The following is a 20077-nucleotide window of genomic DNA, read 5'->3' on the forward strand; positions in this document are numbered from 1 at the left end:
TCCCGATCGGTTCCGCCGCTTGTGCCAGTTTGCCGCCTCAACCTGTACGCGGTCACCTATGGGTGGCTTTCGGGAGGGGCGTTCCAGGGAGTAGCGGGGAATGTTCGGTCCAGTTTCATGTGAAGTGCGGGCATATGCCGTCGGTCTGACGGGTGTTCCGTCCGGGGAGGTGGAGAGCCGCCCATGTGCTCGCGTTGTGTGCCGCAGGCCGTGAGCGGACCGCGGAGCCGCAGCGGCGGTGCGCCGGCGCCGTCGGTGTACCGGTTGCCCGGTCCCGCGTTGCGCCGCCGGGCCGTCCGGCATCCGGAGGGGCGACCGTACGCACCGTACGACTGCGACTTCGCCGCGCTGGACCGCCGTGCCCGCGCGGTCGCCGCGCGGCTGGGACGGCTGGTGCCGCCGGGCAGCCGGGTGCTGCTCGCCTATCCGCAGGGCGCGGACCTCGCCGGGGCGTTCTACGGCTGCCTGTACGCCGGGATGGCGGCGGTGCCGCTGGTCGGCGGCGGCCCGGACGGGGCGGGGACGGTCGCGGAGGCCGTCGACCGCTGCCGCCCCGCGATGGTGCTCACCGGCGCCGACGCGTGGACCGCGCTCTCGGTGGACCGCTCGCGCACGCAGGTCCTGGAGGCCGACGGGCGCCGGGTGGGCGGCGAGCCGGCCGACCGGCTGGCGGAGCAGTGGCGTCCGGTCGGCGTCCTGCGCACGGCGCCCGGCTACGAGCGTTACGTCGCCGACGGGCTGGGCGGGGGCCGCATGGAGCCCGCGCTGCGGCACGGCGACCTCGCGGACGCGGTGGGTGAGCTGGCGGTCGCGGCGGGCCGGGGGACCCCGGAGGACAGCCTGGGGTGGATCGCCTCCGTGCACGGGTTGGAGGACGCGGTGTGGCGCATGCTTCTGCTTGCGCCGGGTGGCGGGGTGGCGTGACCGCGGGTCCCGTTGCGGCCGGGTGTTTGTGTGCGGGTGCGTTGCGCCTGCGGCGGGCATCCCCCGCCCTCCCGCCCTCCCCCAGCCTTCGGCCGGGGGGACCCCCACAGCGCTCGCGGTTTACGTCCACATCGTTGCGTACCGGGTTCGCTGCTCGTCTCCCCCAGCCTTCGGCCGGGGGGACCCCGATGGGCGCACCCCGCCACACCCCCTCCGGTCGTGTGGGCGCATGACGGCCGGTGGGGGTCAGAAAGCGGTCCGGGGTTGCCGCAAGTGCTCTACTGACCCCCACCGGCCTTTGGTCGCCCGGCGATACGGAGGGGGCGGGGGAGTTGGGGGCACCCCCGGCCGAAGGCTGGGGGAGGGTGGGCGTTCTGGACGCTGACGTGTATTTGTTGTGCGGCACGGACGGCACAACAAGTGCCGCCCGTCATGCACATAAATATGCGGTCCAGAATGCCCAGCCCCGGAGGCCCCGACCCCGGCCCACCACGAACCGCGCGAGGCCCGCACCAACCGCGCCGGGCAATCGGGCGGGAGGGCGGGGGAGAAACCGCAACAGCAACCACCGCGGCGCCGCACACGGGGACGGGCCGCCCTCACACTTGCTGACGCCCCGTCAGATTCGCGCTACCGTGGGCCCATGGAGACCTTCCCGAGGATCATTTCGGTGGACGACCACACGGTCGAGCCCCCCGGCGTCTGGCGGGACCGGCTCCCGTCGGCGCACCGGGACAGCGCGCCGCGCATCGTGCGCGCGCCCCTGAAGTCGATGACCTTCGTCGGTGGCAGGTTCGCCCCGCGCATGGGCGAGCCCGGCGACGAGGGTCCCGTCGCCGACTGGTGGGTCTACGAGGACCTGCGACGCCCCCTGACCCGGCTGGACACCGCCGTCGGGTACAGCAGGGACGAGGTGCGGCTGGAGGCCATCACCTACGAGCAGATGCGCCCCGGCTCCTACAGCGTCCCCGAGCGGCTGGCGGACATGGACGTCAACCACGTGCAGTCCGCCCTCTGCTTCCCCACCTTCCCGCGGTTCTGCGGCCAGACGTTCACCGAGGCGAAGGACCGGGAACTGGGGTTGCTGTGCGTGCGCGCCTACAACGACTGGATGGTCGAGGAGTGGTGCGGCCCGCAGGCCGGGGGCCGGCTGATCCCGCTCACCCTCATCCCGTTGTGGGACGCGGAGCTGGCCGCCGCGGAGGTGCGCCGCAACGCCGAGCGCGGGGTGCGGGCCGTCTGCTTCTCCGAGATCCCGCCGCACCTGGGGCTGCCGTCCGTCCACACCGACGCGTGGGACCCCTTCCTGCGCGCCTGCGACGAGACCGGCACCGTCATCGCGATGCACATCGGCTCCTCCTCGCGCATGCCGTCCACCTCCGCCGACGCGCCGCCCGCGGTCGGCTCCACGATCACCTTCGCCAACTGCTGCTTCTCCATGGTCGACTGGCTGATGTCGGGGATCTTCGACCGCTTCCCCTCCTTGCGGATCATGTATGCGGAGGGCCAGATCGGCTGGATCCCGTACATCCTGGAGCGTGCCGACGTCGTCTGGGAGGAGAACCGGGGCTGGGGCGGCGTGGCCGACAAGGTGCTGCGGCCGCCCTCGGAGCTGTTCCGGGAGCACATATACGGGTGCTTCTTCGACGACGCGGTGGGCCTGCGCAACATCGACGCGATCGGTGTCGGCAACGTCCTGTACGAGACCGACTACCCGCACTCCGACTCGACCTGGCCCAAGTCCCGTGAGGTCGGCGAGGCCCAGATGGGCCACCTCGCCGCGGACGTCGTCGAGCGGATCGTGCGCGGCAACGCGATCGAGCTGCTGGGGCTGACCCCGGACGGTTTGTGGCCCGGGCAGGGCGGGACCGCCGGCTGAGGAAGTCCGCCTGCTGCCGGCGGCCGCGCCGCACACGGTGCGCGGCCGCCCGGTGGGCCCGGCATCCGGGAGGACGTCGACGGCCCGCGGCTGCCGGTGTCCGGCATCGGCGCGCCCTGCGGCGGTTTCGCCGCGCGCTGACCTCCTTCGGCCCGGTCCGACCCCTTGTCTGACGGACCGTCAGGTCCGACCATGGCGGCATGACCAAGACCGCGTACGGCATGCAGTTGCCGGTGCAATCGCTCAGCACCCTCTACGCGGAGCCGTGGGAGGCCGCGGCGCCGCCGGGCGACCTGGTGGACGTCGCGCGGGCGGCGGACCGGCTCGGCTTCGCGTACATCGGGTGCTGCGACCACGTGGCCATCCCGCCCCGGCTCGCCCCCGCGATGAGCCCCACCTGGTACGACCCGGTCGCCACGCTCGCCTTCCTGGCGGCGGTGACGACGCGGGTGCGGCTGCTGAGCCACGTCGCGGTGATCGGACTGCGGCATCCGCTGCTGACCGCCAAGCAGTACGCGACGCTGGACCACCTCTCCGGCGGCCGGCTGATCCTGGGGGTCGGGGCCGGGCACGTCCGGGAGGAGTTCGAGGCCCTCGGGGTGGACTTCGAGCGGCGCGGGCCGCTGCTGGACGAGGCGATCGACGCGGTGCGGGCGCACTTCGCGGCGGGGGAGCAGAAGCCGTGGCCGGTGCAGCGCCCGGTCCCGGTGTGGGTCGGGGGGTCGTCGCCCGCGGCGGTGCGGCGCGCGGCGCTCAAGGGCGACGGCTGGCTGCCCCAGGGGGACTCCCGGAAGGCCATGCCCGGGCAGATCGCCCGGCTGCGGGAGTTGCGCGGCGGGACGCCGATCACCGTCGGGGTGATCGCGGAGCCGCTGTACGTCGGCGAGCCGGGATGGCCGGTGGGGCGGCGCACGCTGACCGGGAAGCCGCAGGCGCTGGCCGAGTCGCTGCGGGAGTACGGCGCGATGGGGGTGGACCAGATCCAGGTGAGGTTCCGCGCCCGGGGCGCGGCGGAACTGCTCGACCAGATGGAGGCGTTCGCCGACGGCGTGGCGCCGCACCTCGACGCGTAGGGAGTGACGGACATGGGCAAGCTGGACGACCGGGTCGTGCTGATCACCGGCGCGGCGCGCGGGCAGGGCGAGCAGGAGGCGCTGCTCTTCGCGGCGGAGGGGGCGCGAGTCGTCCTCGGGGACGTGCTGGACGAGCGGGGCGCCGCCGTGGCGGAGGGGATCGGTGCGGACCGGGCGCGCTACGTCCACCTGGACGTGACGAGCGAGGCGGACTGGGCCGCGGCCCTGGACGTCGCGACCGAGGCCTTCGGCCGGCTGGACGGGCTGGTCAACAACGCCGGCATCCTGCGCTTCAACGAGCTCGTCGACACCCCGCTCGCGGAGTTCCAGGAGGTCGTCCTGGTCAACCAGGTCGGCGCCTTCCTGGGGATGCGCACCGTGGCCCCGCTGCTCGCGGCGGCCGGCGGCGGCACCATCGTGAACACCGCCTCCTACGTGGCGCTGGCCGGCATGGCCGGGGTGACCTCGTACGCCGCGACCAAGGCGGCCGTCGTCGGCATGACGCGGGTGGCCGCCGTGGAGCTGGCGCCCAAGGGCATCCGGGTCAACGCGATGTGCCCGGGTGCGATCGACACGCCCATGTCCAACCCCGGGGAGACCGTGCCCGCGGAGGCCCTGGACCAGCTGTACGGCAAGCTCGTGCCGCTCGCGCGGATCGGGCGCCCGGAGGAGGTCGCGCGGCTCGCGCTCTTCCTGACCGGTGACGACTCCTCGTACATCACCGGGCAGCCGTTCGTCATCGACGGCGGCTGGCTGGCCGGGGTCTCGCTCTTCTGACGGCGATCGGGTATTGACCTCCCCCGTCGCCGGTGGAAGAGTCGGAGCGGGAATCTGACGATCCGTCAGAAAAGCTAGGGACGGTGAACCCCTTGGAATTCGGGATCTTCGTACAGGGATATGTGCCCAAGTTCCGCTCGGAGGTCGACCCGCAGGCCGAGCACCACGCGCTGATGGAGGAGACCGAGTACGTCGTCCAGGCGGACCGGTCGGGCTTCAAGTACGCCTGGTTCAGCGAGCACCACTTCCTCGAGGAGTACTCGCACCTGTCCGCCAACGACGTCTACATCGGCTACCTCACCCACGCCACGCAGCGGATCCACCTCGGGTCGGGCATCTTCAACCCCCTCCCGCAGGTCAACCACCCGGTGAAGGTCGCGGAGAAGGTCGCCATGCTCGACCACCTCTCCGACGGGCGCTTCGAGTTCGGCACCGGGCGCGGCGCCGGCAGCCACGAGATCCTCGGCTTCCTCCCCGGCGTCACGGACATGAACGCCACCAAGGAGATCTGGGAGGAGACCGTCGGCGAGTTCCCGAAGATGTGGCTCAACGAGGAGTACCCGGGCTTCCAGGGCAAGCACTGGTCCCTGCCGCCCCGCAAGGTGTTCCCCAAGCCGTACGGGACGTCGCACCCGGCGATGTGGTACGCCGCGGGCTCGCCGCCCTCCTACGCCATGGCCGCCCGCAAGGGCCTGGGCGTGCTGGGCTTCAGCGTCCAGAAGGTCTCCGACATGGAGTGGGTGCTGGAGCAGTACAAGACCGCGGTGCGCGACGCCGAGCCCATCGGGGACTTCGTCAACGACAACGTCATGGTGACGACCACCGCGATCGTCGCCGAGACCCGCAAGGAAGCGATCCGCGTCGCCGCGAGCAGCAACCTCAACTACCTGCAGTCGCTGGTCTTCCGCTACCACGACACCTTCCCGCGCCCGGAGTACATCCCGCAGTGGCCCGAGTTGCTGCCGACGTACACCGAGGAGCTCATCGAGATGCTCCTCGACGAGGAGCTGATGATCTGCGGCGACCCCGACGACGCGCTCAAGCAGTGCAAGCGCTGGGAGTCCGCGGGGGCCGACCAGCTGTCGTTCGGGCTGCCGGTGGGCGTCCCCTTCGAGGACACGATGCGCACGATCAAGCTGGTGGGGGAGCACGTCATCCCCAAGATCGACACGGACCCGGTGCACCGGACCACCCGCTTCCGCCGGGCGGCGTGACGCCGCGGGCCACCGACAGGGCGGCGCCTTCCCGGACCGCCGCCCGGCCCCCGTCCGGACCGGCACCGCGGCGGCGGCCCGCCGCGCCCGGGGACGGCCGGGGGCCACACCCGCGCGGCGGGCCGCCCGCCCGCGGCCCCAGCAGGAGGAGGGACCACGCATGCTCGACCACCTGATCCGCGGCGCGACGCTCGTCGACGGCACCGGTGCCCCGGCCCGCACGGCCGACGTCGGCCTGCGGGACGGCCGCGTCGTCGCGGTCACGCCGCCCGGCCGGAGCGAGGAGCCCGCACGGACCACCGAGGACGCGTCCGGGCTGGTCCTCACCCCGGGCTTCGTCGACCCGCACACCCACTACGACGCCCAGCTGTTCTGGGACCCCTTCGCGACCCCCTCCATGAACCACGGGGTCACCACCGTCGCCGGCGGCAACTGCGGTTTCACCCTGGCGCCGCTCAAGCCGCGGGACGCCGACTACACCCGCCGGATGATGTCCAAGGTCGAGGGCATGTCGCTGAAGGCCCTGGAGTCCGGGGTCGACTGGAACTGGCACGGCTTCGGCGACTACCTGGACGCCCTGGAGGGCCGGATCGCCGTCAACGCCGGCTTCATGGTGGGCCACTGCGCGCTGCGCCGCTACGTCATGGGGCCCGACGCCGTCGGCGGGCAGCCCTCACCGGACCAGCTCGACCGCATGCTGCGGCTCTTCCACGAGTCCATGGAGGCCGGTGGCTGGGGCCTGTCGACGACCCAGTCCGCCACCCACTCCGACGGCGACGGCCGCCCGGTGGCCTCGCGGCACGCCCGTCCCGCGGAACTGCTCGCGCTCTCCCGGGCCGTCGGGGAGCACGAGGGCACGCAGATCGAGGCGATCGTCGCCGGTTGCCTGGACACCTTCTCCGACGACGAGATCGACCTCTTCGTCGACATGACCGTGGCCGCGGGCCGCCCGCTCAACTGGAACGTGCTGACCGTCGACGCCGCCGTCCCGGACCGTGTGCCCCGCCAGCTGCAGGCCTCCGAGCGGGCCCGCAAGGCCGGGGGCCGCGTCGTCGCGCTGACGATGCCCATCCTGACCCCGATGAACATGTCGCTCGGCACCTTCTGCGCCCTCAACCTCATCCCCGGCTGGGGCGAGATCCTCTCGCTGCCCGTCCCCGAACGCATCGCCCGGCTCCGCGACCCCGAGGTCCGCGCGGGGATGCTCCGCCGTGCCGGCAGCCCCGAGGCGGGTGTCTTCCGCCGGCTCGCCGACTTCGGGCGGTACGTCATCGGGGACACGTACTCCGAGGAGAACCGGCGGGCCGGCGTCAGCGGCCGGGTCGTACGGGACATCGCCGCCGAACGGGGCCAGGACCCCTTCCGCACCCTCGTCGAGATCTGCGCGGCCGACGAGTTGCGGACGGTGCTGTGGCCCATGCCCACCGACAACGACCCGGACAGCTGGGAGCTGCGCCGGAACACCTGGGAGCACGAGGACGTGCTGCTCGGCGGCTCCGACGCGGGTGCCCACCTGGACCGCATGTGCGGGGCGCCGTACACCACCCGGTTCCTCGGCGACTGCCTGCGCGGCCGCCGCCTGGTCCCGCTGGAGAAGGCGGTGCGGATGCTCACCGACGACCCCGCGCGGCTGTTCGGGCTCCGCGGGCGCGGCCGGGTCGCCGAGGGGTACCACGCCGACCTGGTGCTGTTCGACCCCGAGCGGATCGACGCGGGCACCGCCACCCTCGTGCACGACCTGCCGGGCGACAGCCCGCGCCTGGACTCCAGGGCCCGGGGCGTGGTCAGCGTGCGGGTGGGCGGCGTCGAGACGATCCGCGACGACGGGATCACCGGGGCCGTCCCCGGCCGGGTCCTGCGTTCCGGACGGGACACCCGCACGGTCCCCACGGGCGTGTGACCCCGGGGCCGCCCCGTGGCGGGACACCGTGTCGCGGGTGTCCGCGCCGCGCGGCACGGGCATAACGTTGGCCCACAGCACGGGAGGTGCGACGACGCCATGCGGATCGCCACGACGATCTTCCTGACCGACCACTCCGTCCCCGCCGTCCGGCTCGCCCGGGAACTGGAGGAGCGCGGCTTCGACGGCCTCTACCTCCCGGAGCACACGCACATCCCGGTCAGCCGCCGCACCCCCGCGCCGATGGGCGGCCCGCTGCCGCCGGAGTACGGCCGCACGCTCGACCCCTTCGTGGGCCTGTCCGCCGCCGCGGCCGTCACCCACCGGCTGCGGCTCGGCACCGGGATCACGCTGGTCGCGCAGCACGATCCGATCGTGCTGGCCAAACAGGTCGCCAGCCTGGACTTCCTCTCCGGCGGCCGGTTCACCCTCGGCGTCGGCTTCGGCTGGAACGTGGAGGAGGCCGCCGACCACGGGGTCGACTGGCCGCGCCGCCGGGAACTGGTGCGGGAGCGGATGGCCCTCATGCATGCCCTGTGGGCGCCGGAACCGACCGCGTACGAGGGCGGGTCCTGCCGGGTCGCGGCCAGTCACGCCTGGCCCAAGCCCGCGTCGGGCGGGCGGCCCCGCATCCTGTGCGGCGGCGCCGGGGGCCCCACGCTGTTCGCGCACATCGCCGCGTACGCCGACGGCTGGATGCCGATCGGCGGGGGCGGGCTGGCGGAGAGCGTGCCGCGGCTGCGCCGGGTGTGGGAGGACGCCGGCCGGGACGCCAAGGCGCTCCAGGTCGTGCCGTACGCGGTGCGCCCCGACCCGGGCAAGCTGGCGTACTACCGGGACCAGGGCCTGGAGGAGGTCGTGCTGCAACTGCCGTCCGCGGGAACGGCGGACGTGCTGCGCACGCTCGACGACTACGCGCAGTACCTCTGACCTCGGCCTGCGCCCGCTGCCGCTCCGGGCTGCCCTCAGGTGCCGGGGTAGCGCTCCAGCCACGCCGCGGAAGCGCCGCCGGGACCGTGCAGCGCGGGGCCCTGCGTCATCTCCATGGCGAAGTCGTCGGCGAGCTGGAGGATGGTGCCCCGGCCCTCCAGTTCCGCGGTCCACGCCGGGGGCAGGGCGGTCTCGCCGTGCTGCACGCCCAGCAGGTTGCCGCAGATCGAACCGGTGGAGTCGCTGTCCCCGGAGTGGTTGACCGCGAGCAGCAGTCCGTGCCGGACGTCCTCGGCGACCAGGGCGCAGTAGACGCCGATGGCGAGCGCCTCCTCGGCGGTCCGGCCCGCGCCCAGGGACTCCACCCGCTCCGCGCCGGGCAGCCCCTGGCGTACGGCGCCGAGAGCGGCCTGCAGTGCCACGGAGGTCTCCTCGTGCCCGGGGCGCGCCGCGATCAGGGCCAGCGTGTGCTGGACGGCGCCGTCCAGGGCCTCGCCGCGGGCCAGTCCGTGGACGATGACGGAGAAGGCCCCGGCGGCCAGGACACCGGTGGGATGGCCGTGCGTCTGCGCGGCGCACTCGACGGCGAGCTGGAACACCAGCTGCGGCTCCCAGCCGACCAGCAGGCCGAAGGGCGCGGACCGTACGACCGCACCGCAGCCCTTGGCGTCCGGGTTCTTGGGGTTGTCGAGGGTGCCCATCCGCTCGTCGCCGAGTCCGGTCAGGCAGGCCCTCCCGGGGCCGCGGCGCGCGTACAGCCACTCCTCGCGGGCCAGCCAGCCGGCGTCCTCGCGGCGCTCGTCGGGCCCCCAGTCGTTCTGGGTGGCCGCCCAGCGCAGGTGGGCCCGGTGAACGTCGGTGGGCGGGTGCCAGGCCCCGGCGTCGCGGCGCACCTGGGCGCGTATCAGGCCCTCGGCGGTGAACAGCGTCATCTGGGTGCCGTCGGTGACGGCCCCCCGCCGCCCGTACGCCGGGACGTAGTCGGTGACCCCGTCCTTGCCGTGCGCCTTCCGCAGGGCGGCCAGGGAGTCGAACCCGACGCCGGCGCCGAGGGCGTCGCCGATCGCACCACCGAGCAGACAACCGCGCACCCGGCTGCGGAAGTCCTGCTGCTCGGCACGCCCCCATATGGCCCCGACCATGACCAACGCCTCTCTGCTCGACCTGACCAAGCACTGTAATCGACCCAGATCGGTCGGCTTCCGGTCACGAACGGAATGTGGTCGGTCACGCATCGACGAAGGCCCCCGCTGCCGTGGCAACGGGGGCCTTCGAGGGGCCGGGGCCCGCGGGTTACCAGTTGCGGCCCTGCCACGCGGGCCGGGGGGCCTGGATGCCGCGGGTCAGTGCCCAGCGGGCCGCGCCCGCGAGCAGGGAGGTGACGATCAGCCCGATGAAGAGGTTCACCACGCAGGTGGCGAGCATCTCGTTGGAGCGGTGCAGGGCCAGCGGGATCACCACGGCGAAGAGGGTCAGTCCGGCCATGATCCAGCCGAAGAACAGCATGGCGCGGGGCGTCGTCGTGAGGAGGACGCGCAGCAGGAGCGTCGCGGCGAGCGCGACGAGCGCCGCCCCGAGGACGTAGGCGGTGGCGGCGGCGTCGCGCCACAGCCCGTAGCCCTGGGGGGCGAAGAGCGGCAGCAGCAGGAATCTCTGCGCGACCAGGATGCCCGCCTTGGCCAGCAGGCCGGCGAGCACCGCGGTCGCGGCTCCGACTCCCCACAACCGCCAGGCGTGGACGCGGCGGCGGTCGTGGTCTGCGTGGCTGCTTGACACGTGAGGTTCCTTTCCGGTCAGCCGACGCAGAGGACCAGGAGGCACAGCTGCATCGGTGACTTCGTTGCCGGCGGCGTGGGGGCCGCCGTCGTCGTGGGGGGTGTGGCCGGGACGTCCGCGGGGGAGTGGGGGGCGGACGAGGGCGCGGTGGTGTGCGGGGCGGTGTCCGCGGGCGCGGGGACGGCCGTGACCGTGCCGACCCGGGGACCGGTGTCGCCCTGCGGGGCGGTGTGCGCCGGCGCGGTGGTGCCCGTGGCGGACGGTGCGGCGTGGGGTGCGTCGCCGCGCGGCGCGGTGGTGGCGGGGTGTGCGCGCTGACCGGGGCGGTGCGTGGCGTCGCCGCCCGGCTGCGCGGGGATGGAGGAGAGCGGCAGGGTGCGGGCGGTGGCCGGGACCAGGGTCTCCGCGGCCGCCGCCGTGTCGGCCCGGCCCTTGGAGCCGCCGTGCGGCAGCGCCGCGACGGTGAGGCCGCCGCCGACGAGCGCCACGGCCGTGGCCGCCGCGGCACGCCGCCGGTTCTTCTTCCAGCGTTCCAGCTGCCGTCGCCGGGCCGCCCGACCCTGCAGCGACGGGTCGGCGTCGTCCTGTTCGGTTCCGTCGGGGTCGTCCGGGGAGTCCGTGTCGCGGAGCCTCTCCCATTCGGCGGTCGGGTCCGGGCCCTGCCACATGGGCGGTGCGATGTCGGGTGCGTACGCGCCGCACCCCGGACACACGAGAGCCCCGTTGAGATGCCGACGGCAAGAGGAGCAGTAGTCCATGTCCGAGTCTTTCTCTGCTGACGACGCCGCCGGGGGACGTCGGCGGCAGGTCCGCGCGCACGTTCACCGTGCAGGGCGGGACGGCCAGCAACGCTAACGACACCTCCCGAAGGAGGTGCGCAGCCTGTGTGACGCTTTTGGAGAGTTGCTCGGACTCTTTTGCACAGGTTGCCGAGGGGCGCGGCCGGGGGCCGCGCCCCGGCTCAGTCCTCGAGGACGGGCAGCAGTTCGGGCAGGTGGCCGTCGGAGGCCAGACCTGCGGCGATGCGCTCGGCGGGTACCTCGCCGTAGGTCGTGGTGCGCTGCCGGGCCGGGCGGCCGGCGGCGTCGGCGATGGCGACCAGGTCGCGGATGGAGCGGTAGGAACCGTAACCGGAGCCCGCCATGCGGGAGATGGTCTCCTCCATCAGGGTGCCGCCGAGGTCGTTGGCGCCGGAGCGCAGCATCTCGGCGGCGCCCTCGGTGCCGAGCTTGACCCAGCTGGTCTGGATGTTGCGGATGTGGGGATGGAGCAGGAGGCGGGCCATGGCGGTGACCGCGCGGTTGTCGCGCAGGGTGGGGCCCGGGCGGGCGATGCCGGCCAGGTAGACGGGCGCGTTGGTGTGGATGAACGGCAGCGTCACGAACTCGGTGAAGCCGCCGGTCTCCTGCTGGATCCGGGCGAGCAGCCGCAGGTGGGCGAGCCAGTGGTGGGGCTGGTCGACGTGGCCGTACATCATGGTGGAGGAGGAGGGCAGGCCCAGCTTGTGTGCGGTCGTGATGACCTCGACCCAGGTGGCGGCGGGCAGTTTGCCCTTGGTCAGGACCCAGCGGACCTCGTCGTCGAGGATCTCGGCGGCGGTGCCGGGGACGGAGTCCAGGCCGGCTTCCTTGGCGGCGGTCAGCCATTCGCGGAGGGACAGGCCGGTGCGGGTGGCGCCGTTGACGACCTCCATGGGGGAGAAGGCGTGCACGTGCATGCCGGGTACGCGTTCCTTCACCGCCCGTGCGATGTCGAAGTAGGCGGTGCCGGGCAGGTCGGGGTGGATGCCGCCTTGCATGCAGACTTCGGTGGCGCCGAGCTGCCAGGCCTGTTCCGCCCGGTCGGCGACCTGGGACAGGGACAGGGTGTAGGCGTCGGCGTCGGTGCGGCGCTGGGCGAAGGCGCAGAACCGGCAGCCGGTGTAGCAGACGTTGGTGAAGTTGATGTTCCGTGTGACGACGTAGGTGACCTCGTCGCCCACCGCGTCGCGGCGGACGTCGTCGGCGATCCGGCACAGCGCGTCCAGCGCCGCCCCGTCGGCGTGCAGCAGCGCGAGCGCCTCGGCGTCGGTCAGCTTCGTGGGGTCGTCAGCGGCCACGGACAGCGCGGTGCGCACATCGGCCTCGATGCGGTCCGGGACCAGGCCGGGGGCGGCCTGTTCGCGCAGCGCCTCCCAGTCCCCGTAGACCTCGTCGAAGTCGTCCCGGCGGTCACCGCTGCGTCCCTCGGTGTCGATGGTGCGGTGCAGGTCGGTGCGGCCCGCGGCGGTGAAGACCTCCTCCGGCTCCTGCCACGGACGGCCGGTGACCTCGGCGTCCTCGCGCGCCAGACCTGTGGCCGGGTCGGCCAGCGCGGCGACGTGCGGCAGCAGCCGCGGGTCCAGCCACGGCTCGCCGCGCCGGACGAACTCCGGGTAGACGCAGAGCCGTTCGCGCAAGCTGAAGCCCACCTCCGCCGAGCGTGCCGCCAGTTCCTCGATCTGCGGCCAGGGCCGCTCGGGGTTGACGTGGTCCGGGGTCAGCGGCGAGACCCCGCCCCAGTCGTCGATGCCGGCCCCGATCAGCCGGGCGTACTCCGCGTCCACCAGGTTCGGCGGCGCCTGGAGGCAGGCCGACGGCCCCATGATGTGCCGGGCGACCGCCACCGTGGCCACCAGGTCGTCCAGTTCCGCGTCCGGCATGCCGCGCATCGCGGTGTCCGGCTTGGCGCGGAAGTTCTGGATGATCAGTTCCTGGATGCCGTGGTACGACCGGGCGACGCGGCGCAGCGCGAACAGCGACTCGGCACGCTCCTCGTACGTCTCCCCGATGCCGATGAGCAGCCCGCTGGTGAACGGCACGGAGCTGCGCCCCGCGTCCTCCAGCACCCGCAGCCGTACGGCCGGTTCCTTGTCGGGGGAGCCGTAGTGCGGGCCGCCGGGCTCGCTCCACAGCCGGGTCGCCGTCGTCTCCAGCATCATGCCCATCGAGGGCGCGACCGGCTTCAGCCGCTGGAAGTCCGTCCAGCTCATGACACCGGGGTTGAGGTGCGGCAGCAGCCCCGTCTCCTCCAGGATCCGGATGGACATCGCCCGCACGTACGCGATGGTGTCGTCGTAGCCGTGGGCGTCCAGCCACTCCCGCGCCTCGGGCCACCGCTCCTCCGGCTTGTCCCCGAGGGTGATCAGGGCTTCCTTGCACCCCAGTTCGGCACCGCGCCGGGCGATCTCCAGCACTTCGTCCGGGGACATGAACATCCCGTGCCCGGCCCGCCGCAGCTTGCCGGGGACGGTCACGAAGGTGCAGTAGTGGCATTTGTCCCGGCACAGGCGGGTGAGCGGGATGAAGACGCTCTTGGAGTAGGTGATGATCCCGGGTCGTCCCGCCGCCTCCAGGCCCGCGTCCCGCACCCGGGCCGCGCTCTCCGTCAGGGCGGCGAGGTCCGCCCCCCGCGCCTGGAGCAGCACCGCGGCCTCCGCGGTGTCGAGCGCGACGCCGTCACGGGCACGCTTGAGGGCACGGCGCATGCTGTTGGTGGTGGGCGGAGTGTGGGTCATCCTCCGAGGATAGGTGCGGCGTACGTCAGTCGGCGGTGTCGGGAGGATCACCGGGCCGCCGGGCCCCGACGGGGAATATCCGGGCTGGCCTTGACGTCGGCGTCAAGGTCTACCGTCGGGGGCATGCGGATCGGAGAACTCGCCGAACGGGCCGGGACCACCACCCGCGCCCTGCGCCACTACGAATCGCTCGGCCTGCTGCGGGCCCGGCGCACGGGCAACGGCTACCGGGCCTACGACGAGCAGGACCTGCGACTGCTCCGGCAGATCCAGACGCTGCGCGCCTTCGGCTTCGAACTGGAGGACACCCGGCCGTTCGTGGACTGCCTGCGGGCCGGCCACCCGGAGGGTGACTCCTGCGCCGCCTCGATCGACGTCTACCGGCGCAAGCTGGCCGAGCTCGACGAGTGCATCGACCGCCTGGGGGAGCTCCGCGAGCGACTCGGCTCGCAGCTCGTCCGCGCGGAGCTGGCCTCGGCCGGGGGCACCTCCGAACCGCGCTGTGAGTTCAGCTGCGAGGCAAACGAGGGGAGTACGCGATGACGACGCACATCGAGGGCCTGACCGAGGTGACCGACGCGACGTTCGCCGAGGAGGTGCTCGGGGCCGAGGAGCCGGTGCTGGTGGAGTTCACCGCCGACTGGTGCCCGCCCTGCCGCCAGATCGCCCCGGTCCTGGCGGAGGTCGCCCGCGAGGAGGCGGGCCGGCTGAAGGTCGTCCAGCTCGACGTGGACCACAACCCGCGGGTGACGTCGGCGTACGGCGTCCTGTCGATGCCGACCCTGATGGTCTTCCGGTCGGGGGAGCCGGTGAAGTCCCTGGTGGGGGCGCGGGCGAAGCGACGGCTGCTGCAGGAGCTCGCCGACGTCCTGTGAGGGCGCCGTCTTGAGCGCTCCGGAGGCGAATCGAGCCGCCGACGCACGGGCGCCGGGGCGGGTCCCGGGGCGGGTGAAGGGCCGCCCCGGGACACCGGCCGTCAGGCCTTCGCGGGCTCCTCGGGCAGGGTCGCGGCGGCCACGTCGTCCCCGTCCCCGTCGGAGTTGATCCGCGCCAGGACCGCGTCGCGCTCCGGGGTGTCCTCCGGCTTGACGAAGCCGATGAGCACGTACAGCACGAGGCTGACCGCGAGCGGCGTCACGATCTGGATCTGCAGCTGCACCCCGTCCAGGCCGTAGTTGGTGAGCCAGAAGGCGAACAGGCCCGCCGCCCAGGAGACCAGCGCCGCCGTCGGGCCGGACTTGCGGAACGTCCGCAGCAGGCCGAGCATGAACGGGATCGCGATCGGGCCCATCAGGCCGGCCACCCACTTGATGACGACCGTGATGATGTCCTTGAAGGTCGGCGAGTTGACCTGGGTGGCCACCGCCATCGACAGGGCGAGGAAGGCCACGGTGGTGAGCCGCGCCGCGAGCAGTCCGGCCCGTGCGTTCCAGCCGCGCGCCGCCTTGGACAGCACCGGGGCGATGTCCCGGGTGAAGACGGCGGCGATGGCGTTGGCGTCGGAGGAGCACATGGCCATGGTGTGCGAGAAGAAGCCGACGACGACCAGGCCCAGCAGGCCGTGCGGCAGCAGTTGCTCGGTCAGCAGGGCGTACGAGTCGGAGGCGTCCGGCTTTTGCGCCTTCACCAGCAGCGGGGCGACCCACATCGGGAAGAACAGGATCAGCGGCCAGACGAACCACAGCACGGACGACAGCCGCGCGGAGCGCGTGGCCTCGCGGGCGTTGCTCGTGGCCATGTAGCGCTGGGCCTGGTTCCACATGCCGCCGTTGTACTCGAACGTCTTGATGAACAGGTACGCCAGCAGGAAGGTCAGGGTGTACGGCCCGGCGGTCGGGGCGGTGTGGTTGTCCGGCAGCTTGTCCCAGACCGTCCACAGCCCGCTGATCCCGCCGATCTCGCCCAGCACGGCGACCAGCATGGCGAGGCCGGCCAGCAGCTGGATGACGAACTGGCCCAGCTCGGTGAGGGCGTCCGCCCACAGGCCGCCGACGGTGCAGTAGACGGCCGTGACGGCGCCGGTGATGAGGATGCCCTGGTTGAGGGAGACACCGGTGAAGACCGACAGGAGGGTGGCGATCGCCGCCCACTTGGCGCCCACGTCCACGATCTTGAGCAGCACGCCGGAGACGGCGAGGGCCTGCTGGGTCGGGACGTTGTAGCGGGTCTTCAGGTACTCCAGCGGCGAGGCCACGTGCAGCCGCGAGCGCAGCCGGTTGAGCCGGGGCGCGAAGAGGTTGGCGCCGATGGCGATGCCGATGGCGATGGGGAAGGACCAGGTGACGTACGAGGTGACGCCGTAGGTGTAAGCGATGCCGGCGTACCCGGTGAACATGACCGCGCTGTAGCCGGACATGTGGTGCGAGATGCCGGACAGCCACCAGGGCATGCGACCGCCCGCGGTGAAGAAGTCGCTGACGTCGTCGACGCGTTTGTGGGACCACAGGCCGATGGCGACCATCACGCCGAAGTAGCCGACGAGTACGGCCCAGTCGAGACTGTTCATGCGTTGTTGCCCCTTCCAGGGGTCCGCCTTGTGAACGGGAGCGCACTTCGCCGGTACGTCCGTCGCGGGGCGGCGCCCCAGATTGAACCGCCTGGAAAGGGGCTGGTCAAGACCATCGGCGTTCAAGGACATGAACACCGATCAGCGAGTAGAACGATTTTACTTGTTCTTGACCTTACTTCACGTTGTTGTGAACCTGCTCGGCGCCCCACGATGAGCGGGTACTTCGCCGGAACGACCGCACGTCGACCGGAGCCCGCCCGGGCTCCGACCGTCCCTGTCAGCGCATCAGTTCGCCCGCGTTCACCAGCAGCGACTGCCCGGTGATCGCGCGCGCCCGGTCGGAGGCGAGGAAGACCGCGGCCTCGGCCACGTCGCCGTCCGTGGCCAGCTCCGGCAGCGCCATCCGGTCCGCGAGCCGGTGCAGCACCTCGTCCTCCGGCACGCCCTCGGTGTGCGCGGTGAAGCCGACGTAGGCCTGGACCGGCGGGCCCCACATCCAGCCCGGCAGCACGGTGTTGACCCGGATCCGCTCCGGGCCGAGTTCGCGGGCGAGCGAGTACATCGCCGAGGTCAGCGCGCCCTTGGAGGACGCGTACGCCGCCTGGCGCACCTGGGACGGCGCGGCCACGGCGGACTGGGTGCCGATGAAGACCACCGAGCCGCCGCCGCGCCCGCGCAGGCCGGGCAGGCAGGCCCGGGTCATCCGCAGCGTGCCGAGCAGGTTGACGTCCAGCACCGTCTTCCAGCTCTCGAAGTCGGCGTCGGCCAGACCGCCGAAGTAGCCGTCCATGGCGGCGACGTGGACGACCGCGTCGATCCCGCCGAAGCGCTCCTGCGCGAGGGCGGCCAGCGCCTCACACTGCGCGGCGTCCTTGATGTCGGTGGAGCGCCAGGCGACGTGGGCGCCCCCGGGGTCGATCTCGTCGGCCGCCTTGGCCAGGTGCGCCTCGGTGCGGGCGCCGAGCACCGCGTTCCCGCCGTCGCGGACGACGGCCTGGGCGACGCGCTGTCCGAGGCCGGCTCCGACCCCGGACACCACCACGGTCTTGTCGCGCAGCAGCACGGCCCACCACCTCCACCCGGACGGATGAACTGACGGACCGTCAGGATAGGCTCACCCGCCCGCGATGGCCAGGGCCTTGGCGAGCCTGCGCAGCCCCTCCCCGATCTCGTCCGGGGTGTGCGTCACGAAGGACAGCCGCAGCGCCGCACGGTCGGGCACGCCCGCGTAGAAGGGTGCCCCCGGCACGTAGGCCACGTCGTGGGCCACCACCTGGGGCAGCAGCTCGGAGGCGTCGTAACCGGCGGGCAGCCGGGCCCAGACGAACATGCCGCCCTCGGGCCGGTTCCACGAGCTGCCCTCGGGCAGCGCGCCGGGCAGTCCGGCCAGCAGGGCGTCCCGCCGCTCCCGGTAGGCGGCGCGGACCCGGGTCAGATGGGCGTCCAGGTCGGAGTCGGCGAGGTAGCGGGCGGCGGCGGCCTGGTCCACGGTCGAGGTGTGCAGGTCGGCGGACTGCTTGGCGACCACGCACGCCCGGTGCAGGGCGGCCGGGGCGCGCAGCCAGCCGAGCCGCATCCCGGGGGCCATGATCTTGGACAGGCTGCCGAGCAGGACCGTGCGGTCGGCGGCCGCCTCGTGGGAGGCGATCCACGGCTCCGCCTCGCCGTCGTAGCGCAGTTCGCCGTAGGGGTCGTCCTCCGCGATCCACAGCCCGTGCCGTTCGGCGATCAGGGCGACCGCCTGCCGGCGCTCGGCGGTCGTCGTGCGGCCCGTGGGGTTCTGGAAGGTGGGCACCAGGTAGAGCAGCTTGGCCTTCTCCCGGACCACGGCCAGCTCCAGGGACATCGGGTCGATGCCGTCCGCGTCGGAGGGGACGGGCACCACGCGGGCGCCCGCGAAGGCGAAGCACTGCAGCGCCGCCAGGTAGCCCGGGTCCTCCACGAGGACGACGTCCCCGGGTTCCAGCAGGGCGGTGGAGATCAGGGTGAGGGCCTGCTGGGAGCCGCCGGTGACGAGCAGGTCGTCGGAGCCGGTGGGCAGTCCCGCCCGGCTGAGCCGGCCAGCGACCGCCGTGCGCAGCGCCGGGTCCCCCTCGGTGGTGGAGTACTGCAGCACCCGCTCGGGCGCCTCGGCGAGGACGCGGTCGTACGCTGCGCGTATCGCCGCGGCGTCGAAGAGCTCGGGGGCGGGCAGCCCGCCGGCGAAGGAGATCACCTCCGGGCGTGCGGTCAGCGCGAGGATCTCCCGTACCGGCGAGCCGCCGACGGAGGTGGCGCGGGTGGCGAGGCCGGGGACGGCGGCACGCATGACGGGCTCCTTCGCTGTGGGCGGGCGATTTCGCGGACCGTACACAGATAGGTCGGGCGCCGCCACGGGCTTCCATATCTGACACTTGGTCAGCTACACCGTATGCATGACCGAAGAAGACACCCGCAGCGAGGTCTACGCCGAACTGGCCTCCGTCGGCCCGTACGGCCCGGGCCTCGGCCACGCGCTCATCACCATGGTCGAGCCGCACCCCGGCCACGAGTACGCCTACAACCGCTGGTACGAGGACGACCACTTCATCGCCGGCGCCATGGCCATGCCCTGGATGTACGCCGGGCGCCGCTGGGTGGCCACCCGGGACCTGCAGTTACTGCGTTACCCGGAGAAGTCCGCGGTGGCCCGGCCCGTCACCGAGGGCTGCTACATCACCGTGTACTGGATCACGGCCGGGCGCTACGCGGACCACATGAAGTGGACCGTCGCCATCAACCGGCGCCTCAACCGCGACGCCCGCGTCCACCACGACCGCACCCACGTCTTCACCGCCTTCCAGGACCACGCCGTCACCGTCTACCGCGACGGGCCGGCCGGTCCCCGGGACTTCCACGCGCTCGACCACCCCTACGCGGGGCTGGTCGTCGAGGTGGTCGACACCGACACCCCGCAGGAGTGCGACGCGCTGTTCGGCCTGCTGCGCGACCGCCACCTGCCGCGGCGGCTGGCCGGCTCGCCCTCCGCGATGGTGGCCGTCTTCCGTCCCACACCGCTGCCGCTGGAGCGGATGTCGTACGTGAAGCAGGTCGAGGGCGTCGGCACCCGGCTCACCCTGCTGTGGTTCCTGCAGCGGGACCCGCGCGAGGTGTGGGAGGAGCACTTCACGGGGCTGGACACCGAGGTGGCCGGCACGGGTCTGGGCCGGGTCGAACTCGTCGCGCCCTTCGTCCCCACGGTGCCCGGGACCGACACCTACGTCGACCGGTTGCGGGGGTAGGGCGCCGGGGTGGCAGTGAGCCCCCTCGGCCAGGACGGCGTGCCGGTCGAGAGGGCCCGTACGGGTACTGCGGCGGTGCTCAGTCGAGGTCGTACGTCCCGTGGCCGACGTCCGCGACGAACGCCGCCCAGGCCTCGGGGGAGAAGGCGAGCGTCGGGCCGTCGGGGTCCTTGGAGTCGCGGACGTCGACGGCCGATGTCGTACGGGAGGCCACCTCGACGCAGGCGCCATTTCCCTGGGAACGGGTGGACTTGGTCCACGCCCTGGTGTTTCCGAGCTGAATAGCCATGATCGCTCCGA

The 20077-nt window shown here is 72.8% G+C and carries 18 protein-coding genes; 10 read left to right on the plus strand and 8 right to left on the minus strand.

The window, feature by feature from the left end; genetic code table 11:
• Positions 1-210: 210 nt before the first annotated feature.
• The 7 genes from OG937_25390 (at position 211) to OG937_25420 (ending at position 8697) form a co-directional block, all read left to right on the plus strand.
• Positions 211-924 (plus strand): AMP-binding protein, encoded by a 714-nt coding sequence (locus OG937_25390; GenBank protein ID WUD74791.1) that lies wholly within the window; start codon positions 211-213, stop codon positions 922-924.
• Positions 925-1567: 643 nt separating this feature from the next.
• Positions 1568-2803, plus strand: coding sequence for an amidohydrolase (locus OG937_25395; protein WUD74792.1), 1236 nt, complete (start codon positions 1568-1570; stop codon positions 2801-2803).
• A 200-nt stretch (positions 2804-3003) separates the two neighbouring features.
• Positions 3004-3876 carry a TIGR03619 family F420-dependent LLM class oxidoreductase gene (locus OG937_25400; GenBank protein ID WUD74793.1) on the plus strand — a complete coding sequence of 291 codons (873 nt, stop codon included), beginning with the start codon at positions 3004-3006 and terminating at the stop codon, positions 3874-3876.
• A gap of 12 nt (positions 3877-3888) precedes the next feature.
• Positions 3889-4653, plus strand: a complete 765-nt coding sequence (locus tag OG937_25405; GenBank protein WUD74794.1) for a glucose 1-dehydrogenase — start codon at positions 3889-3891, stop codon at positions 4651-4653.
• Between the two features lie 92 nt (positions 4654-4745).
• A complete protein-coding gene (locus OG937_25410; protein WUD78877.1) occupies positions 4746-5867 on the plus strand; it encodes an LLM class flavin-dependent oxidoreductase in 1122 nt (373 codons plus the stop codon).
• Between the two features lie 160 nt (positions 5868-6027).
• Positions 6028-7767 (plus strand): amidohydrolase family protein, encoded by a 1740-nt coding sequence (locus tag OG937_25415; protein WUD74795.1) that lies wholly within the window; start codon positions 6028-6030, stop codon positions 7765-7767.
• 99 nt (positions 7768-7866) lie between these two features.
• Entirely contained in the window at positions 7867-8697 is an 831-nt protein-coding gene (locus OG937_25420; GenBank protein ID WUD74796.1) for a TIGR03619 family F420-dependent LLM class oxidoreductase, read from the plus strand.
• Between the two features lie 35 nt (positions 8698-8732).
• On the opposite strand, the gene OG937_25425 is transcribed toward OG937_25420, so the two are convergent.
• From OG937_25425 to OG937_25440, 4 genes are all read right to left on the minus strand, one after another.
• On the minus strand, positions 8733-9839 hold the full coding sequence (locus OG937_25425; GenBank protein ID WUD74797.1) for an ADP-ribosylglycohydrolase family protein: 1107 nt from the start codon (positions 9837-9839) through the stop codon (positions 8733-8735).
• 151 nt (positions 9840-9990) lie between these two features.
• Complete coding sequence (locus OG937_25430; GenBank protein ID WUD74798.1) at positions 9991-10473, minus strand: hypothetical protein; 483 nt, start codon at positions 10471-10473, stop codon at positions 9991-9993.
• A 17-nt stretch (positions 10474-10490) separates the two neighbouring features.
• Positions 10491-11141: a hypothetical protein gene (locus OG937_25435; GenBank protein ID WUD74799.1), complete on the minus strand. Its 651-nt coding sequence runs from the start codon at positions 11139-11141 to the stop codon at positions 10491-10493.
• A gap of 293 nt (positions 11142-11434) precedes the next feature.
• A complete protein-coding gene (locus OG937_25440; protein ID WUD74800.1) occupies positions 11435-14008 on the minus strand; it encodes a bifunctional FO biosynthesis protein CofGH in 2574 nt (857 codons plus the stop codon).
• Between the two features lie 123 nt (positions 14009-14131).
• Between OG937_25440 and OG937_25445 the strand changes: the two genes are divergently transcribed.
• Together OG937_25445 and trxA are read left to right on the plus strand one after the other, a co-directional pair.
• Entirely contained in the window at positions 14132-14551 is a 420-nt protein-coding gene (locus OG937_25445; GenBank protein ID WUD74801.1) for a MerR family transcriptional regulator, read from the plus strand.
• Positions 14552-14568: 17 nt separating this feature from the next.
• On the plus strand, positions 14569-14883 hold the full coding sequence (gene trxA / locus OG937_25450) for a thioredoxin (GenBank protein ID WUD78878.1): 315 nt from the start codon (positions 14569-14571) through the stop codon (positions 14881-14883).
• Between the two features lie 101 nt (positions 14884-14984).
• On the opposite strand, the gene OG937_25455 is transcribed toward trxA, so the two are convergent.
• The 3 genes from OG937_25455 to OG937_25465 all read right to left on the minus strand — a co-directional run bounded on the left by OG937_25455 (position 14985) and on the right by OG937_25465 (position 18825).
• Positions 14985-16514, minus strand: coding sequence for a Na+:solute symporter (locus OG937_25455; protein ID WUD74802.1), 1530 nt, complete (start codon positions 16512-16514; stop codon positions 14985-14987).
• Positions 16515-16794: 280 nt separating this feature from the next.
• Positions 16795-17580, minus strand: coding sequence for an SDR family oxidoreductase (locus tag OG937_25460; GenBank protein WUD74803.1), 786 nt, complete (start codon positions 17578-17580; stop codon positions 16795-16797).
• 51 nt (positions 17581-17631) lie between these two features.
• Positions 17632-18825, minus strand: coding sequence for a PLP-dependent aminotransferase family protein (locus OG937_25465; protein ID WUD74804.1), 1194 nt, complete (start codon positions 18823-18825; stop codon positions 17632-17634).
• A 106-nt stretch (positions 18826-18931) separates the two neighbouring features.
• On the opposite strand from OG937_25465, the gene OG937_25470 reads away from it, so the two are divergent.
• Complete coding sequence (locus tag OG937_25470; GenBank protein WUD74805.1) at positions 18932-19777, plus strand: hypothetical protein; 846 nt, start codon at positions 18932-18934, stop codon at positions 19775-19777.
• 79 nt (positions 19778-19856) lie between these two features.
• Here OG937_25470 and OG937_25475 read toward each other — a convergent pair whose 3' ends face one another.
• Positions 19857-20066 (minus strand): DUF397 domain-containing protein, encoded by a 210-nt coding sequence (locus OG937_25475; protein ID WUD74806.1) that lies wholly within the window; start codon positions 20064-20066, stop codon positions 19857-19859.
• Positions 20067-20077 lie beyond the last annotated feature (11 nt).

It is taken from the genome of Streptomyces sp. NBC_00510, from assembly GCA_036013505.1.
Classification (GTDB): domain Bacteria; phylum Actinomycetota; class Actinomycetes; order Streptomycetales; family Streptomycetaceae; genus Actinacidiphila.

Excerpts from the sequence above, each read along its gene's own strand:
- OG937_25395 (WUD74792.1), top strand. The coding sequence starts at position 1,568 with ATGGAGACCTTCCCGAGGATCATTTCGGTGGACGACCACACGGTCGAG.
- OG937_25400 (WUD74793.1), top strand. The coding sequence starts at position 3,004 with ATGACCAAGACCGCGTACGGCATGCAGTTGCCGGTGCAATCGCTCAGC.
- OG937_25405 (WUD74794.1), top strand. The coding sequence starts at position 3,889 with ATGGGCAAGCTGGACGACCGGGTCGTGCTGATCACCGGCGCGGCGCGC.
- OG937_25415 (WUD74795.1), top strand. The coding sequence starts at position 6,028 with ATGCTCGACCACCTGATCCGCGGCGCGACGCTCGTCGACGGCACCGGT.
- OG937_25420 (WUD74796.1), top strand. The coding sequence starts at position 7,867 with ATGCGGATCGCCACGACGATCTTCCTGACCGACCACTCCGTCCCCGCC.
- OG937_25425 (WUD74797.1), bottom strand. The coding sequence starts at position 9,839 with ATGGTCGGGGCCATATGGGGGCGTGCCGAGCAGCAGGACTTCCGCAGC.
- OG937_25435 (WUD74799.1), bottom strand. The coding sequence starts at position 11,141 with ATGTGGCAGGGCCCGGACCCGACCGCCGAATGGGAGAGGCTCCGCGAC.
- OG937_25440 (WUD74800.1), bottom strand. The coding sequence starts at position 14,008 with ATGACCCACACTCCGCCCACCACCAACAGCATGCGCCGTGCCCTCAAG.
- OG937_25445 (WUD74801.1), top strand. The coding sequence starts at position 14,132 with ATGCGGATCGGAGAACTCGCCGAACGGGCCGGGACCACCACCCGCGCC.
- OG937_25455 (WUD74802.1), bottom strand. The coding sequence starts at position 16,514 with ATGAACAGTCTCGACTGGGCCGTACTCGTCGGCTACTTCGGCGTGATG.
- OG937_25465 (WUD74804.1), bottom strand. The coding sequence starts at position 18,825 with ATGCGTGCCGCCGTCCCCGGCCTCGCCACCCGCGCCACCTCCGTCGGC.
- OG937_25470 (WUD74805.1), top strand. The coding sequence starts at position 18,932 with ATGACCGAAGAAGACACCCGCAGCGAGGTCTACGCCGAACTGGCCTCC.
- OG937_25475 (WUD74806.1), bottom strand. The coding sequence starts at position 20,066 with ATGGCTATTCAGCTCGGAAACACCAGGGCGTGGACCAAGTCCACCCGT.